At 66.0% G+C, this 16,702-nt stretch carries 14 protein-coding genes; 2 read left to right on the top strand and 12 right to left on the bottom strand.

Translation table 11 applies throughout. From position 1 onward, the window contains the following. Positions 1-5 precede the first annotated feature (5 nt). Positions 6-1,013 carry an NAD-dependent epimerase gene (locus BSY238_RS01045; RefSeq protein ID WP_069037514.1) on the top strand — a complete coding sequence of 336 codons (1,008 nt, stop codon included), beginning with the start codon at positions 6-8 and terminating at the stop codon, positions 1,011-1,013. A gap of 10 nt (positions 1,014-1,023) precedes the next feature. Here BSY238_RS01045 and BSY238_RS01040 read toward each other — a convergent pair whose 3' ends face one another. The 5 genes from BSY238_RS01040 to BSY238_RS19025 all read right to left on the bottom strand — a co-directional run bounded on the left by BSY238_RS01040 (position 1,024) and on the right by BSY238_RS19025 (position 5,631). After that, positions 1,024-1,791 (bottom strand): energy transducer TonB, encoded by a 768-nt coding sequence (locus tag BSY238_RS01040; RefSeq protein WP_069037513.1) that lies wholly within the window; start codon positions 1,789-1,791, stop codon positions 1,024-1,026. Positions 1,792-2,005: 214 nt separating this feature from the next. After that, entirely contained in the window at positions 2,006-3,016 is a 1,011-nt protein-coding gene (locus tag BSY238_RS01035; RefSeq protein ID WP_069037512.1) for a quinone-dependent dihydroorotate dehydrogenase, read from the bottom strand. A gap of 61 nt (positions 3,017-3,077) precedes the next feature. Then, a complete protein-coding gene (locus tag BSY238_RS01030) occupies positions 3,078-3,827 on the bottom strand; it encodes an arginyltransferase (RefSeq protein WP_069037511.1) in 750 nt (249 codons plus the stop codon). A gap of 14 nt (positions 3,828-3,841) precedes the next feature. Continuing rightward, entirely contained in the window at positions 3,842-4,549 is a 708-nt protein-coding gene (aat, locus tag BSY238_RS01025) for a leucyl/phenylalanyl-tRNA--protein transferase (RefSeq protein WP_069037510.1), read from the bottom strand. After that, complete coding sequence (locus BSY238_RS19025) at positions 4,546-5,631, bottom strand: ABC transporter ATP-binding protein (RefSeq protein WP_069037509.1); 1,086 nt, start codon at positions 5,629-5,631, stop codon at positions 4,546-4,548. Before BSY238_RS19025 ends, aat begins: the two co-directional genes overlap by 4 nt. Positions 5,632-5,773: 142 nt before the next feature. Here BSY238_RS19025 and BSY238_RS01015 point away from each other — a divergent pair, with 142 nt between their 5' ends. Further along, positions 5,774-7,411 (top strand): ABC transporter permease, encoded by a 1,638-nt coding sequence (locus tag BSY238_RS01015; protein ID WP_223300221.1) that lies wholly within the window; start codon positions 5,774-5,776, stop codon positions 7,409-7,411. Positions 7,412-7,699: 288 nt separating this feature from the next. Here the strand turns inward: BSY238_RS01015 and BSY238_RS01010 are convergent, their stop codons facing one another. The 7 genes from BSY238_RS01010 to dapC form a co-directional block, all read right to left on the bottom strand. After that, complete coding sequence (locus BSY238_RS01010) at positions 7,700-8,149, bottom strand: response regulator (protein WP_069037508.1); 450 nt, start codon at positions 8,147-8,149, stop codon at positions 7,700-7,702. An 18-nt stretch (positions 8,150-8,167) separates the two neighbouring features. Further along, the gene (locus BSY238_RS01005) at positions 8,168-11,086 is read right to left on the bottom strand and encodes a PAS domain-containing sensor histidine kinase (RefSeq protein ID WP_069037507.1); all 2,919 of its coding nucleotides are present in this window, start codon (positions 11,084-11,086) and stop codon (positions 8,168-8,170) included. Beyond that, positions 11,086-11,982 (bottom strand): 50S ribosomal protein L3 N(5)-glutamine methyltransferase, encoded by an 897-nt coding sequence (gene prmB, locus BSY238_RS01000; RefSeq protein ID WP_069037506.1) that lies wholly within the window; start codon positions 11,980-11,982, stop codon positions 11,086-11,088. Before prmB ends, BSY238_RS01005 begins: the two co-directional genes overlap by 1 nt. 8 nt (positions 11,983-11,990) lie before the next feature. Continuing rightward, positions 11,991-13,157: a succinyl-diaminopimelate desuccinylase gene (gene dapE, locus BSY238_RS00995; protein WP_069037505.1), complete on the bottom strand. Its 1,167-nt coding sequence runs from the start codon at positions 13,155-13,157 to the stop codon at positions 11,991-11,993. A gap of 36 nt (positions 13,158-13,193) precedes the next feature. Then, positions 13,194-14,375, bottom strand: a complete 1,182-nt coding sequence (locus BSY238_RS00990; protein ID WP_069037504.1) for a PilT/PilU family type 4a pilus ATPase — start codon at positions 14,373-14,375, stop codon at positions 13,194-13,196. Positions 14,376-14,493: 118 nt separating this feature from the next. Next, positions 14,494-15,312 (bottom strand): 2,3,4,5-tetrahydropyridine-2,6-dicarboxylate N-succinyltransferase, encoded by an 819-nt coding sequence (gene dapD, locus BSY238_RS00985; RefSeq protein ID WP_069037503.1) that lies wholly within the window; start codon positions 15,310-15,312, stop codon positions 14,494-14,496. An 87-nt stretch (positions 15,313-15,399) separates the two neighbouring features. After that, complete coding sequence (gene dapC, locus BSY238_RS00980; protein ID WP_069037502.1) at positions 15,400-16,620, bottom strand: succinyldiaminopimelate transaminase; 1,221 nt, start codon at positions 16,618-16,620, stop codon at positions 15,400-15,402. Positions 16,621-16,702: the final 82 nt, after the last annotated feature.

Here is a 16,702-nt window from a genome sequence, read left to right as displayed (position 1 = left end):
CACCCATGAAAGTCCTGCTGACCGGCGCGGCCGGTTTTATCGGCATGCATGTGGCGCAGCGCCTGCTCGAGCGCGGCGACGAGGTGGTCGGGCTCGACAACCTGAACGACTACTACGATGTGCGGCTGAAAGAGGCCCGGCTGGCGCGGCTGACGCCGCACCCGGCGTTCCGCTTCGTGAAGATGGGCGTCGAGGACCGCCCGGGCATGGCGGCGCTGTTTGCTGCCGAAGGGTTTGACCGTGTCGTGCATCTGGCGGCCCAGGCCGGCGTGCGCTATTCGCTGCAGAACCCGGATGCCTACATCGACGCCAACATCGTCGGCTTCATGAACGTGCTCGAAGGTTGCCGTCACGCCGGCGTCGCGCATCTGGTCTATGCCAGCAGTTCCAGCGTTTACGGCGGCAACGAGAAGATGCCGTTTTCGGAAGCCGACAGCGTCGATCACCCGGTCAGCCTTTACGCCGCGACCAAGAAGGCCAACGAGCTGATGGCGCACACCTACAGCCATCTGTATGGCCTGCCGACCACCGGTCTGCGCTTCTTCACCGTATATGGACCGTGGGGCCGACCCGACATGGCACTGTTCCTGTTCACCCGGGCCATTCTCGAAGGGCGGCCGATCGACGTGTTCAATCACGGCCGGATGCAGCGCGATTTCACCTACGTCGACGACATTGCCGAAGGGGTCATCCGCACGCTCGATCGCGCTGCCGAAGCCGATCCGGCATTCGATCCGCTGGCGCCGCATCCCGGCCATTCGCGCGCGCCCTACCGGGTATTCAACATCGGCAATCAGGGCCCGGTGCTGCTGATGGATTTCATCGCAGCCATCGAGGACGCCGTCGGCATAGCGGCGCAGAAAAATCTGCTGCCGATGCAGCCGGGCGACGTGCCGGCGACCTATGCTGACGTGTCGGAACTGATCGAGTGGACCGGCTTCATGCCGGGCACAGCGATCGGCGAGGGTGTGGCGCGCTTCGTGCGCTGGTACCGCGACTACTACCGGGTTTGAGCCGGCGTCCCTACTTCAGCGTGTAATTGACCCACCACTCGCGAGTAAACGTTTCCCGCGTCAGCCTGCCCGGCATTACAAGTGACTTGAGTTTGCGCCCGTCGGCTATTGCGGCGTCGTCCAGCAGCTTGTTTCCGCTGCCTTCGACGACCACGACGTTGACCAACTCGCCATTCTCAAAGAACAGCTTCAGCTTCAGCTTGCCTTCGATGTTGCGCATCTGCGCCACGCGCGGGTAGATCTTGTTCGCTTCGAACGCGCGCAGCAGATCTCGACCGAACCCGTCGATCAGCGCATTCAGGTCTTCGGCCGGCGCAGCCGGCACAGGCGGCGCGGTGACCTGGGGTGGTGGGGCCGGTGGCGGTGGTGGCACGTCGATCGGTGGCAGTGGCGTCGGCTCCGGTTGAGCCGGCACAACACGCTCAGCCGGTGCAGCGGGTGCCGGCGGCGCCGCCACGATCGGCGGGGGTGGCTGACGTGGCACTTCCTTCGGCGGCTTGGGCACCGGTTTTGGCGGCGGCGGTGCCGGCGGAGGCGGTACGACCACCACCGGCGGAGGAGGAGGAGGAGGTGGTGGTGGCGGCTCGATCATGCGCACGTCGACCCGGAGTTCTTCCGCTTCGGGCGGCGGCGGCATGTAGTGCGATGCCTGCCACACGACATAGGCATGAAACAGGACGGACAGCACCAGCGCCGCAATCCAGAACGGCGAGCGCAGGCCGGAAAAATCCCGGAAGTAGGCGATGTAGGGCGGGCGAAGAAGCGAGTCTGGATTCATCTGTTGCGTGCAGACAGGGCCCGGGCATGTCGAAAGCGGCGAACTGCGAGGCAGCGGCGGACTTTACTTCAATTGGCGGTGCTTGTGACGCCAGTGAATTCAGGCGATCCGGGCTGCTCGCGTGTCCCGGATGGCGAATGGACAAGGCCTTACGCCTCCGGATGACCTGGACGAGCGACGCTGAACTCGGGAAAAATTCCCGAATATTGGGCGCTCAGCGCAGTGCCGCCGCCGCCTCGGCCACCAGCGTCGGGCCGCGATAGATCAGGCCGCTGTAGAGCTGCACCAGCTGCGCGCCGGCGTCGATCTTCTCCCGCGCATGGCGGCCTTCGGTTATGCCGCCGACGCCGATTAGCGCCACGCGGCCGGCCAGCCGCTGCGACAGCGCGGCCAGCACCGCCGTCGATCGGCTGCGCACCGGCGCGCCCGACAGGCCGCCGGTTTCCGCGCCGTGTGGCAGCATTTCGACGCCTTCGCGCGACAGCGTGGTGTTGGTGGCGATCAGTGCGTCGATGTGGTGGCGTACGGCAGCCTCGGCGATGGCATCGATCTGCGCCTCGTCGAGGTCAGGCGCGATTTTCAGCGCCAGCGGAACGCGCCGGCCGGCGCCGGCATCCAGCGTCTGCCGCTCGGCATCAAGTGCGCCGAGCAGCGCATTCAACTCGTCGCTGCCTTGCAGCTGACGCAGATTCTTCGTGTTCGGGCTGGAAATGTTGACCGTGATATAGCTCGCGTGCGCATGCGCGCCGCGCAGGCCGATCAGGTAGTCATCGACGGCGCGCTCGATCGGCGTATCGGCGTTCTTGCCGATATTGATGCCGAGAATGCCGCCGTCGCGCACGAAAGTCGAATGTTCGACATTCCCGATCAGCACGTCCAGCCCGAGGTTGTTGAAGCCCATGCGGTTGATGATGCCCTGCGCTGCCGGCAGCCGGAACATGCGCGGCTTGGGGTTGCCCGGCTGCGGGCGCGGCGTGATCGTGCCGATTTCGATGAAGCCGAAGCCGAGCCGCGCCAACCCGTCGATCGCGGCGCCGTTCTTGTCCAGCCCGGCGGCCAGGCCAACCGGATTCGGGAATGTCAGGCCCATGCACTGCACCGGCCGGGCCGGCAGGTGCTGCGCCGGAATCAGCGATGGCGCGCGCGACAGCGTGGCCAGTGTCAGGTCGTGGGCGCGTTCGGCGTCGAGTGAAAACAGCAGCGGCCGCAGCAGCGGATAGAGCATGGGAAAAATCCGGAAGACAGGCGTTCGGGAGACGGAGGCGGGCGGCGATGATGCCGCCACCTCATTCGGGCGTAAGGTCGTCGAGCAGTCGCCAATCGCCGTTCACGCGGCCTTCGAGCGGCTGGAAGCGCGCCTTGTAGGCCATTTTCGGACTGTCTTCTATCCAGTAGCCCAGATACAGGTAGCTCAGGCCGAGCAGGCGTGCCAGGTCGATCTGCCACAGGATGTTGTAGGTGCCGTAGCTGGCACCCGGCACATCGGGGTCGTAATAGGTGTACACGGACGACAGGCCGTCATCGAGGATGTCGACGATGCTGACGATGCGCAGCGGGCCGTCGGTGGCATGGCCTTCGCGGAATTCGATCAGCCGCGTATCGACGTGGCTCTGCAGCAGGAAGTGCGAATACTGCTCGCGCGAATCCTGGTCCATGCCGCCACCGCTGTGCCGGCTCGACTGGTAGCGCTGGTAAAGGTCGTAGTGCTCGTCGCGGAAGGCGAGCGGCGCTTCGCGCGTCTGCAGGTTGGCGTGATGGGTCAGCGCGCGCCGCTGGCTGCGTGTGGACCTGAATTCGTCCACCCGCACGCGCACCGGCGTGCAGGCGCGGCAGGCGTCGCAGTAGGGTCGGTAGGTGAATACGCCGCTGCGCCGGAAGCCGGTCCGCACCAGATCGCTGTACAGGTTGGCATCGATCAGGTTCGACGGTGTCGCCACCTGCGAGCGCGCGGTGCGACCCGGCAGGTACGAGCAGGCGTACGGCGCCGTGGCGTAGAACTGCAGCGAGGTGAATGGAAGGTCCTTGAGAAGCGCCATCGCGTCGAACGGATTCAGGTGCGAAAGTAAGGTGGAATAAGGTCAGTCGGCCAGCGTCCGGGCATCGGCCCGTCAGTGATGCACTGTGCCATGACGCGGCAGAATTCGCGCCGCGGTATTTCACGACCGCCCATGCTGCCAAGGTGGTCGGTGTTCATCTGGCAGTCGATCAGCCCGAATCCCTGCGATTCAAGATAGCGCGCCAGATGAACGAGCGCAATCTTGGATGCGTCGCGCTCGGTCGAGAACATCGACTCGCCGTAGAACATGCGGCCGATCGCCATGCCGTACAGCCCGCCGGCCAGCCGGCCGTCGATCCAGGTTTCCACGCTGTGCACGTAGCCGCGCTCGTGCAGTGCGCCGTAGGCCTCGATCATTTCGTCGCTGATCCAGGTCCCGGCCTGACCCTCTCGCGGCGCTGCACAGGCGCGCATGACCGACTCGAACGCGCTGTCGCAGCGCACCTCGTACGGCCGGTTGCGCAGCACCTTGAGCATCGAACGCGTGATGCGGATTTCGGACGGCACCAGCACCATGCGCGGATCCGGACTCCACCACAGCACAGGCTGGCCTTCGGAAAACCACGGAAAGATGCCTCGGCGGTAGGCGTCCAGTATGCGATCCGGCGTCAGCTCGAGGCCGGCGGCGAGCAGCCCGTCGGGATCGCGCAGCGCCCTTTCAACCGATGGAAAGGGCGCTCCGGGTTCAAGCCAGGGGATCACGGATGGTCGGTGGCCGATTCCGGATGACGGAAGGCGACCACGTGGTCGGCGTCGAGCCGGATGCCGATGAATTCGCCGATTGCGTGGTTGTGGTGCGATGGCACCAGCGACAACACCCGCCGGCCCGACGCCAGCCGCAAGGTGTACAGGAACTCCGCGCCGCGAAAGGATTTTGCGATCACCTCGGCGCGCAGCAGTGCCGCGTCGTCGTGCACGAGATCGTCCGGTCGCAGCAGCACATCGACCTGACTGTCGGCCATGCAGCGCGGGCAGTCATCTTCGCAGGCGAACGGGAACTCGCTGCGCAGGATGCCCAGTTCCAGTTCCACCTCGTTGTCGCTGCGCAGCCGGCCGGGCAGGAATACGCCCTGGCCGACGAAATCGGCCACGAAACGGCTTTCCGGGCGATGGTAGAGGTTGTAGGCGCTGTCCCATTGCTGCAGGCGTCCGGCCTGCATCACGCCGATTTCGTCGGCGATCACGAACGCTTCCTGCTGGTCGTGCGTGACCAGAATGGCGGTGATGCCGCGTTCCTTCAGGATGTCGCGCAGATCTATGGCCAGGCGGGAACGAAGTTCGACGTCAAGGCTGGAGAAGGGCTCGTCCAGCAGCAGCAGTTCCGGGTCGGGTGCCAGTGCGCGCGCCAGTGCCACGCGTTGCTGCTGGCCGCCCGACAGCTGGTGCGGAAACTTGTCTGCGTGTTCGGCCAGGCCGACCACCGCAAGCATCTCTTCGGCGCGTGCGCGACGCGCGGCACGCGAACCTTCGACCAGACCGAAGGCGACGTTGTCAGCCACGCTCAGATGCGGGAACAGCGCAAAGTCCTGGAACACCATGCCGACGCGCCGGCGTTCAGGTGCGCGATGCGTGGTCGCCGATGACACGATTTCGCCGTTGATCGCGATGGTTCCGCCCTGCAGCGGTTCGAAACCGGCGATGGCGCGCAACACCGAGGTCTTGCCGCAGCCGGACGGGCCGAGCAGGCAACCGATGCGGCCGCGCGCCAGACTCAGCGAAAGGTCGTGCACCACTCCGGTCTGGCCGTAGGCGATCCGGACTGAATCAAGCACAAGTTGTGGCATGGCTCCGCAGTGTGAACGCCGTTGCGCGGAAAAACCCGCTGCCGGCCGATATCGATAATAGCTCTCAATTATAATGCTGCTAATCCGCTCCCTGCGCATCGTCTGTTCCGGGGGGCTCCCTGCACGCACCACACACCGCCCCTTGCACCTGCGTCGCCTCTCACTGCTGTCGCTGATCGCACTGCTGCTTGCGCTGCTCGTGGCGGCGCCGGTCATTTCGGTGCTGGTCAACCTGCTGCAAGGCGGAACGTCGGGTACCTGGTCGCATCTGGCCTCGACCGTATTGCCGGAGTACGTTGCCAGCACGCTGTGGCTGTGCCTGTGGGTCGGTCTGGGTACCGCGCTGATCGGCGTGTCGACCGCGTGGGCCAGTGTGATGTGGGAATTTCCCGGCCGGCGCGTGCTCGACTGGGCGCTGGTGCTGCCGCTGGCCACCCCCGCCTACGTGATGGCCTACACCTATACCGATCTGCTGCAGTTCGTCGGCCCGGTGCAGACCGCGCTGCGCGATACCTTCGGCTGGGAACGCGGCGACTACTGGTTTCCCGATGTCCGCACGACCGGCGGCGCGGCCTGCATGTTCATCGCCGTGCTCTACCCCTACGTCTATCTGCTGACGCGGCAATCGCTGCTCGAACGGGCGGCCGGCCTGACCGAGGCCGCGCGCATGCTGGGGCAGGGCGCCTGGGCGGCGTTCTTCCGCGTGTCGCTGCCGCTGGCGCGCCCGGCCATCGTGGCCGGCGTGTCGCTCGCGCTGATGGAAACGCTGGCCGACTACGGTGCGGTGAGCTACTTCGGCGTGCAGACCTTCACCACCGGCATCTACCGCGCCTGGTTTTCGCTCGGCGACCGTGTCGCGGCTGCCCAGCTGGCCGCGCTGCTGCTCGGTTTCGTCGCCATGCTGTTGCTGGCGGAGCGGCTCACGCGCGGCGCCGCGCGCTTCAATGACAGCGGTCGGGCCGGCGCCAGCGCGCGTCGCCACACGCTGGGTCGGGGCGCCGGCTGGCTGGTCACCGGGCTGTGCCTGCTGCCGCTGGCGGCCGGGTTCATCGTGCCGGCCGGTGTGCTGCTGAGTTGGGCGATGTCCGAAGGGGATGCGCAGTTCGGCCAGCGCTTCATCCGTCTCGCGGCGAACAGCTTCACGTTGGCTGCTGCCGCCAGCGTCCTCGCCGTGGCGCTGGCGCTGCTGCTGGCCTATGCCGCGCGCAGCAGCCGCTCGCGCATGGTTGCACTGGCGCGTTCGGTGGTCGGCCTCGGCTACGCCGTGCCGGGTGCGGTGATTGCAGTCGGCATCCTGATTCCGGTCACCCGGCTCGATCATGTGCTGTCCGGGCTGTGGCTGCAGTGGACCGGCAACAACCCGGGTCTGCTGCTGACCGGTGGCATCGGCGCACTGGTCTACGCGTATCTGGCGCGCTTTCTGACCGTGTCGCTGCAGTCGGTCGAATCCGGTCTGGCGCGCATCACGCCCAGCATGGACGAAGCGGCGCGCAGTCTCGGGCTGGGCGCCGGCGCCACGCTGCGCCGCGTGCACTGGCCGATGCTGCGCGGCAGCCTGCTGACCGCCGCGCTGCTGGTGTTCGTCGATGTGATGAAGGAACTGCCGGCCACGCTGGTCATGCGCCCGTTCAACTTCGACACGCTGGCCACCCAGGCCTACACGCTGGCCAGCGACGAACGGCTGCAGGAAGCATCGACTGCCGCGCTGACCATCGTCGCGGTCGGATTGCTGCCGGTGATCATGCTGTCGCGCCAGATCGCGCGGTCGCGCCGGGCGTGAAGTCCCCTGCGGAAGTGGCTTCACCGGTGTAGCGGCGTCACCTGTGGGAGCGGCGTTGTGGGAGCGGCGGCCTCGCCGCGATCAGTGCCGAGATGGTCGTTGTGCAGCGTGAGTATCGCGGCGAGGCCGCCGCTTCCACAGGCCGCCGCTCCCACAGAAATCGCGGTCGTTCAGCGACCATGGTTGTGCAACAGTTACATCAAGGCGAGGTCGGCTCCTGCCACAGCCAGAGGGATGTCCGCATTTCGCGATTCCCCGGTCATGGGTCTGCCGGAGGGGCTTGGCCGGTCAAACTCCGGGCGGATCGACCGGTTCGTTCAGCACCAGCCAGTACAGGCCGAGCTGGCCGACCGCGTAGATGAACTTTTCGAAATCGACCGGTTTGCGGATGTAGCTGTTGGCGCCGAGCTGGTAAGCCTCGTAGATGTCCTGCTGTTCGCGCGAGGTGGTCAGGATGACGACCGGGAGCAGGTTGGTGCGGGCGTCTGCGCGTACGCGGCGCAGCACTTCGAGACCATCGACGCGGGGCAGTTTCAGGTCCAGCAACACGACCGCCGGGGCCACCGAAAGATCACGCCCGGCGTGGCTGCCGGTACCGAACAGGTAGTCGAGCGCCTCGACGCCGTCGCGCGCCACGATGACCTCGTTGGCGATGCGGTTCTTGTTGAACGCCCGCAGCGTCAGCGCTTCATCGTCGGGATTGTCTTCAACCAGCAGTATCGGGCGTTCGCTTGCCATAAGAGAACCAGTCCAAGGTCATCCGTTTCCGGCCGGAACGGACTCGAGCGTGAAATAAAAGCATGCCCCGCGTTCGACTTCTGCTTCAGCCCATATACGGCCGCCATGTCGATGGACGATCCGGTGCACGATCGCAAGCCCGATTCCGCTGCCGGTGAAGTCGCCGACCGAATGCAGACGCTGGAATGGTCCGAATAGCTTGGATGCGTACCGCATATCGAATCCTGCGCCGTCATCTTTCACAAAATACACGAGCTCCCGATCGTGTTGCAAGCAGCCGATTTCGATGCGTGCAGCCTCGTGGCGACCGGTGAATTTCCATGCGTTACGCAACAAATTATCCAATGCGATACGCAACAGATTCGCGTCAGCATACACGCGCATCGACGGCTGAATGAGGAATTCTGCCCGCCGCTGAGGTTCGCTGCGCGTCATTTCTGCAGCAATGTCGCGCGCCAGTGCACTGACGTCGACGTTCTGCCTGTTCATTTCATTGCGGGTGATGCGTGCCAGGCCGAGCAGGTCGTCGATCAGCCGGTGCATGCGCTGGGTGGCGGCGCGGATGCGCTGCAGATAGTCGCGGCCGCGGTCGTCGAGTTTCTCGGCATAGTCTTCCTCGATCATGCGCGAGAAGCCGTCGATGCCCCGTAACGGTGCAGCCAGATCGTGCGAAATCGAATAGCTGAAGCTTTCCAGTTCGCGCATGGCGGTCAGCAGTTCAGCCGTTCGTTCGCGCACCCGGGTTTCCAGGCGCTGGTTCAGTGCGACCACGCTGCGTTCGGCTTCCTTCTGTGCGCGGATGTCGAGTCCGGTGCCGAGCAGGTGCGGCAAACCGTCGAGGTCGATGCGGTACAGGCTGAAGGCGTGGGCGCGCGGCTCGCCATCGGCCGCCAGCAGGTCGGCTTCGAAACTGGCATCGAGCTGGACCAGTGCCCGCCGCGCCTGGCGCTTCAGCAGACGGTGGCTTTCGGGCGGAAACAGGTCAAGCGTTGCCTTGCCGAGCAGGTCAGCCGCCGACATTCCGGTGATGGCCTGCAGGTTTTCGTTCCACTGCCGCAGCATGCCCCTTGCGTCGAGCAGGAAGAAGGCGCCGGGCATGCTGCGCACCAGCGCGGCAGAGAAGTTCTCCTCGCGCCGCGCCGCGTCAAGGGCGCGCCTCCGGGCCGTGTCGTCGGAAAAGATCCAGATCGTCTCGCCACCTGCCTGGACATCGTGTTCAAGCTGTCGCACCGAAATGTAGGCGTGCAGCGCGCTGCCGTCACCGCGGCACAGCACGGATTCCTGGGCGTGCGGTGCCGGCGCGCTCGACCCAGCACCCTGCAGCAGGGCGTCGAGATCGTCTTCGTCGTGGAAGAAACGGCCGACCGTTTCGCCGATCAGTTCATCGCGCCGGTAGGCGAAAATCTCTTCGCAGCGGCGATTGCAGTCGGCGATGCGACCGTTGCGCGCATACACGATGGCGACCGGCACATCGTCGAGCAGTGCCTGCTTTTCGGCCGCCAGTGCGCGCGTGGCGTGTTCGGCACGCTTGCGCTCGGTGATATCGGTGATCGATCCGGAAAAGCGCAGCACCTTCCCCTTGTCGCTGCGGGTCGCCAGACCGCGGTCGCGCACCCACAGGTAGTGACCTGCTTCGTGTCGCATGCGGTATTCGATGTCGAACGACTCGCGCCGCAGGAAGTGTTCGTCGATCGCATGTTCGAGTCGCGACAGATCGTCCGGATGCACCCGTTCCAGCAGCTGTTCGTGGGTTTGCGGCTGCAGCGACTGCTGCATGCCGAGCAGTTCGCTCAGTCGCGGCGACAGGTAGTAGCGGCCGGCGCCGATGTCCCAGTCCCAGGCGCCGTCGAAAGAACCGCGCACCGCGTGGAACAGCCGCGCCTCGCTTTCGCGCAGCGAATCGAGGGTCATGCGCTCGCGCGTCACGTCTTCGAGCGTGCCGGTCAGGCGCACCGCCGTGCCTGCGGCGTCGTGGCTGGCCACCGCGCGCAGGCGGAACCAGCGGTAGGTACCGTCGCGGGCGCGCAGGCGGATCGGGTCGTCGCTGCGTTCGATCTCGCGCGCCACCAGGCGCTCCCGCGCACGCCGCACGATGGTTGCGTCGTCGGGATGCGTGGCGGCGGTCCAGTTGAACTGCTGGCTGAAGCCATCGTCCGCCTCGTAACCCAGCAGCGATGGAAAGCGTGCGCTGTACCAGATGTCGCCGGTGTCGAGCTGCCACTCCCACTCCGCTTCGTCGTGCGACAGCGCGAGTCGCTCGAGCCGTGCCAGTTGCGCGGCAAGGCGGTCGCGCTCCTGTTGCAGTGCTTCGCCGGCTGCCGCCAGCGCAGCATCAAGCGGCGCCAGCGCATCGTCGGCAGGCAGCGCGGCCGCGGCCCGCGGCGTGCCGGCGGCCAGTGCCCGGGTTGCCGCGGTCAGGGCATTCACCGAGCGGCCCAGCCGGCGCTCCATCATCAGGCGCGCGCCCTGCGTCGCAAGGAGACACAGCGCCCCCAGTGCGATCGCGCCCAGCAGGAGAGCGAGCAGCGGCGAATGGGCGCCGGTCTGCTGCGTGCCGACAGAAAACCAGCCGATCTGTACCGCTTTGTGCCGCAGCGGACCTTCGGTCCGGATCAGTACGCCCTCTTCGGCGGAACCCGGATTGCCGATGCGCAGGACGATGCCGCCCTGATCATCGCTGACTGTCGCGTCGGTGATGACTCCGCGTTCGATCGGGTCGCGCAGCAACTGCTCGATCTCGCCGCGGCGCTGCAACGCCAGCAGCCGGGCGACTTCCGGTGCGAGTTCGCCGTGCAGCGTGCCGACATCGCTGCGTGACGACAATGTCGCCAGCCCGAGCGCCAGCAGCACGACGAAGCCCGCCAGTGCGACCAGGCGCCACAGCGCACCGGGCGCGCGGCCGGTCGGATGGGCTTGAGGCGTCGGCAGCCCGGACATCAGCCGAGGTCTTCGGCCCGCAGCAGGAACACCGGCGCGCTGGCCGACGGCGTGTCGAGCCAGACCAGCGGCAGGTCGGGCAGCGCCTGTTCGGTTTCGGCCTGGTTGTGACCGACTTCTACCAGCAGCAGGCCGCCCGGATTCAGGTGCGTTCGCGCGTCGGCGACAATGCGCCGCACGATGTCCATGCCATCCGCGCCGGCAGCGAGCGCCATCGCCGGTTCGCGCTGGAATTCGTCGGGCAGCGCGGCCATCGCGTCGTCGGTCACATAGGGCGGATTGGACAGGATGAGGCCGTAGCGCCGCCCCTTGAGCGGGGCGAACAGGTCGCCGTGCAGCAGTTCCACCCGGTCGGCGAGGCCATGGTCTGCGACGTTGAGCGCCGCGACTTCGAGCGCGCCGGCCGACAGATCGACGGCGTCGACCTGCGCCTCCGGGAAGTAATGTGCCGCGGCGATGGCCAGACAAGCGGAACCGGTGCACAGGTCGAGCACATGGCCGGGTCCTTCGGCCATGTCGTCGAGCCAGGGCTCGAAGCCATCCTGCATCAGTTCGAAAATATGCGAGCGCGGAATGATGACCCGCGAATCGACCTTGAAGCGCAGCGGGCCGAGCCAGGCTTCGCCGGTGATGTAGGCGGCCGGTTCGCGGTCGGTGACGCGGCGGTCCAGCACCTGCGCGATCGCCCGGCATTCGGCACCGCTCAGGTGCGCGTCAAGGAAGGGCTCCAGCCGGTCGAGCGGCAGATGCAGCGTGTGCAGCACCAGATAGGCGGCTTCGTCATAGGCATCGACGAAGCCCTGGCCGAAGGCGACGTCGGCCGCACGCATGCGGCTGACCGCATAGCGCAGCCAGTCGCGTACGGTGTTCAGTTCGGGAGGGGCGGTGACAGTCATGGCAGGTTTCAGTGACCGATCAGTCGGTCGAGCAGGGTGGCATGGATGCGTGACAGCGGTTCGAGGTCGGCCACTGCAACGGCTTCATTCAGTTTGTGGATGGTCGCATTGCAGGGGCCGATTTCAAGCACCTGCGCACAGATATCGGCGATGAATCGTCCGTCAGACGTGCCGCCAGTGGTCGACAGCGTCGCCTCGACTCCGGTGACCTCGCGGATGGCGGCAAGTGCCGCATCGACCAGGCTGCCGGGCGGCGTCAGCCAGGGCAGGCCGCCCAGTGTCCAGTCCAGCGAGTAATCCTTCAGATGGCGGTCCAGCACTTCGGTCAGTCGGGCCTGCAGCGACGCCGGTGTGCTGGCGGTCGAAAAGCGGAAGTTGAAGCGCGCTTCCAGCGTGCCGGGAATCATGTTGCCCGCGCCGGTGCCGGCGCTGATGTTCGATACCTGCCAGCAGGTGGGCGGAAAGTGCGCGTTGCCGTCGTCCCAGCGCAGGGCCGCCAATTCGGCCAGTGCCGGGCCGAATTCGTGGATCGGGTTGCGCGCCAGTTGCGGGTAGGCGATGTGGCCCTGCACGCCGCGCACCGTCAGCACGCCCGACAGCGAGCCGCGCCGGCCATTCTTCACCATGTCGCCCAGCCGATCGACCGAGGTCGGCTCGCCGACCACGCACCAGTCCAGCCGCTCGCCGCGTGCCGCAAGCGTCCGCACCACGTGCGCCGACCCGTGCAGCGCCTCGCCTTCTTCGTCCGACGTGAGCAGGAAGGCGATCGAACCGGCGTGTTGCGGATGCCGCGCGACGAAACTTTCGGTCGCGGTCACGAACGCCGCCAGCGAGGCCTTCATGTCCGCGGCACCACGCCCTATCAGCAGGCCGTCACGGACCACCGGTACGAACGGATCGCTGCGCCACTGATCGAGCGGCCCGGTCGGCACTACGTCGGTGTGGCCGGCGAAGCAGAACACCGGCCCGCTTGTGCCGCGCCGCGCCCACAGATTCGACACGCCACCCGCGTCCATGCGTTCGAGCCTGAACCCGATGGCGGCAAGACGCGCACCGATCATGTCGAGACAGCCGGCGTCGTCCGGCGTGATGGAGCGCCGGGCGATCAACTGCTTCGTCAGCGCGAGGGTGTCGGCGGCGAGCGAGTCGGCGTCGGGTGCGGCCACATCGGTCATCGGCGACGTCCGGGCCGGCCGGCCGCCGCAAGGCACTTACCGACTGCCATCTTCCAGATTGAGCGAAAACTCGGCGAACGAGGCGCCGCCGGGCACCGTGGTTTCAAGATCGGGTTCGTCCGCTTTAGGTGCGTCGTTCTTCGGCGTTTCATTCACGCCGAACTGCGAATTGTTGATCAGCCACGACAGGTTGGTCGGCGAGTCCGAATTCGACAAGGCCTCGTCGAGCGTGATTTCACCTTCGCGGTACAGCCGGAACAGATCCTGCTCGAAGGTTTGCGAGCCGGGCGCCATGCTGCGTTCCATCGCTTCCTTCACGCTGTTGACCTCGCCGCGGTCGATCAGCTCGGAAATGTGGCGCGTGTTGAGCAGGATTTCGACCGCCGGCATGCGCCGGCCATCCGGCTTGCGCACCAGCCGCTGCGACACGATGGCCTTCAAGGTGACCGCCAGATCGAGGAATAGCAGCTGCCGGCTTTCCAGCGGGAAGAAATTGACGATGCGGTTCAGCGCATGGTGCGCATTGTTGGCATGCAGCGTGGCCAGACACAGGTGGCCGGTCTGGGCATAGGCGAGGGCGGCCTGCATGGTTTCCAGATCGCGGATTTCGCCGATCAGGATGCAGTCCGGCGCCTGGCGCATCGCGTTCTTCAGCGCCGGCGCCCAGCCTTCGGTGTCCATGCCGATCTCGCGCTGATTGACGATCGACTTCTTGTGCTTGAACAGGTATTCGATCGGGTCTTCGACCGTCAGGATGTGGCCGGACTTGTGCTGGTTGCGGTGATCGATCATCGCCGCCATCGTCGTCGACTTGCCGGAACCGGTCGAACCGACCACCAGCACCAGGCCGCGCTTTTCCATGATGACTTCGGACAGCACCGGCGGCAGGCCCAGCGTGTCGAGCGGCGGAATGTCGCCCAGGATGTAGCGCACCACCATCGCGATGCTGCCGCGCTGCCAGAACATGTTGACCCGGAAATTGCCGAGATCGCGCCGGCCGAACGACAGATTCAGTTCGCGTGTCTTCTCGAAACGCGCCTGCTGCTCCGGCGTGAGCATTTCGTACGCCATGCGCTGGATGGTTTCCGGATCCATCACGCGCTGGTTTATCGGCACCGTCGTGCCCTGGATCTTGATCGCGATCGGCGCGCCGGCCGACACGAAGATGTCGGAGGCATTCTTGTCCGCCATCACTTGAAACAGCTTGTCCAGAATCATCGTGCCTCCGACTGCTCAGTGTTTCGCTGCCGGTTGCTGCCCGGCGTCATGACGTCATCCGCCACGATTCTGGCGCGTCTCCCGCTGCAGCGGGAGACGATCGTGCATGCGGCCGTGATCAGGACCGCAGAAGTTCGTTGATGCTGGTCTTGGCGCGCGTCTGTGCATCGACGCGCTTGACGATGACAGCGCAATACAGGCTGTACTTGCCGTCGCTCGACGGCAGGTTGCCGCTGACCACCACCGAGCCTTCGGGCACGCGGCCATAGGTCACCTCGCCGGTCGCCCGGTCGTAGATCTTGGTGCTCTGGCCGATGTAGACACCCATCGAAATGACGCTGTTGTCCTCGACGATGACGCCTTCGACCACTTCCGAGCGGGCGCCGATGAAGCAGTTGTCGCCGATGATGGTCGGGTTGGCCTGCACCGGCTCCAGCACGCCGCCGATGCCGACACCGCCCGACAGGTGCACGTTCTTGCCGATCTGGGCGCACGAACCGACCGTGGCCCAGGTGTCGACCATGGTGCCTTCGCCGACATAGGCGCCGATGTTCACGTAAGAGGGCATCAGCACGACATTCTTCGAAATGAAGGCGCCGCGGCGCACGCTGGCCGGCGGCACCACGCGGAAGCCGCCGGCGCGGAAGGCCGCTTCGTCGAAGCCGGCGAATTTCATCGGCACCTTGTCGTAGTAGCGGGTTTCGCCGCCTTCGCTGACCGAGTTGTCCTGCAGGCGGAAGGACAGCAGCACCGCCTTCTTGATCCACTGGTGGGTCACCCAGTCGCCGTCGATGCGTTCGGCGACGCGCAGTGCGCCGCTGTCGAGTTGCGAAAGAACGAATTCAACCGCTTCGCACAGCTCGGCCGGTGCGTTGCCGGGCGAGTACTGGGTGCGGTTTTCAAAGGCGGTTTCGATGATCTGTTGTGCAGCCTGCATGTCGGGTGTCCCGTAATAAATCGTTGAAATGTAAAAAGAAACTGAAGTGGCTGCCGCAGCGATGGGCCGGAGCAGTCGGACCGGCGCTCAGAGCGCGTGGCAGAACTGCACGATGCGCTCCGCCGCTTCGAGGCACTGGCTGCCCGGTGCAACCAGGGCGATGCGGACGAAGCCGGCGCCCGGATTGACGCCGCCGGCGCCGCGCGCCAGATAGCTGCCGGGCAAAACAGCCACATTATATTCGGCGAGCAGCCGGCGGGCGAACACGGTGTCGTCCAGGGCGGCCGGCGTGCGCGCCCACAGGTAGAAACTCGCATCGGGCATCGGCGCATGCATCACCGACGCGATGCGCGGCTGTACCGCGTGGAACTTGGCGCGGTACTGGTCGCGGTTGTCGCGCACGTGAGCTTCGTCCGACCAGGCAGCGACGCTGGCCGCCTGCACCGCCAGCCCCATCGCGCTGCCGTGATAGGTGCGATACAGCAGGAAGCGCTTGATCAGCCGTGCATCGCCGGCCACGAAACCGCTGCGCAGACCGGGCACGTTGGAGCGTTTCGACAGGCTGGAAAACACCACCAATCGCTCGAAAGCGGTGCGCCCGAGCGCGTGCGCCGCCTGCAGGCCGCCGAGCGGCGGGGCGTCTTCGTCGAAATAGATTTCCGAATAGCACTCGTCCGACGCAATGACGAAGCCGTGGCGGTCGGCCAGCTCGAACAGCGTGCGCCATTCGTCCAGCGTCATCACCTTGCCGCACGGGTTGGCCGGCGAGCACACGTAGATCAGCTGCACGCCTTTCCACCCGGCGTCCGGAATGCGGTCGAAATTGCAGGCGAAGTCATCGTCCGGCAACTGGTTGTAGAAGCGGATCTGCGCGCCGGCCAGCAGGGCCGCGCCTTCGTAGATCTGATAGAAGGGGTTGGGCGACAGCACCGCCGCATCCGGCCGGCTGGCGTCGACCACGCTCTGCGCGAACGAAAACAGCGCCTCGCGCGAGCCATTCACCGGCAGCACCTGGGTGGCCGCGCTGACCGCCGGCAAACGATAGCGGCGCGTGATCCAGCCCGCGATACACTCGCGCAGCCCGTCCAGCCCGGCCGTCGTCGGATAGACCGACAGGCCGTCCAGTGCGCCGGTCAGTGCATCCTTGATCAGCTGCGGCGTGGCATGCTGCGGCTCGCCGATCGACAGGCGCACCAGCGGCAGATGCGCCGGGCCGCTGATGCCGGCAGTCAATTCCTTCAGTCTTTCAAAGGGATAGGGCTGTAACAGCGACAGGTGCGGCGTGACGGGCAGGGTGTCGTTCGGCATGTCAGTCAGAGTGAAGGTCCATCGGTTCGCGGGGTTGTCCGGGCGCATCCGCACCGGTCGTAGAGAATCCGGCGTCGTGCTT

Source organism: Methyloversatilis sp. RAC08 (genome assembly GCF_001713355.1).
Taxonomy (GTDB): Bacteria; Pseudomonadota; Gammaproteobacteria; order Burkholderiales; family Rhodocyclaceae; genus Methyloversatilis.
This window is presented reverse-complemented; position numbering and strand designations above follow the sequence as displayed.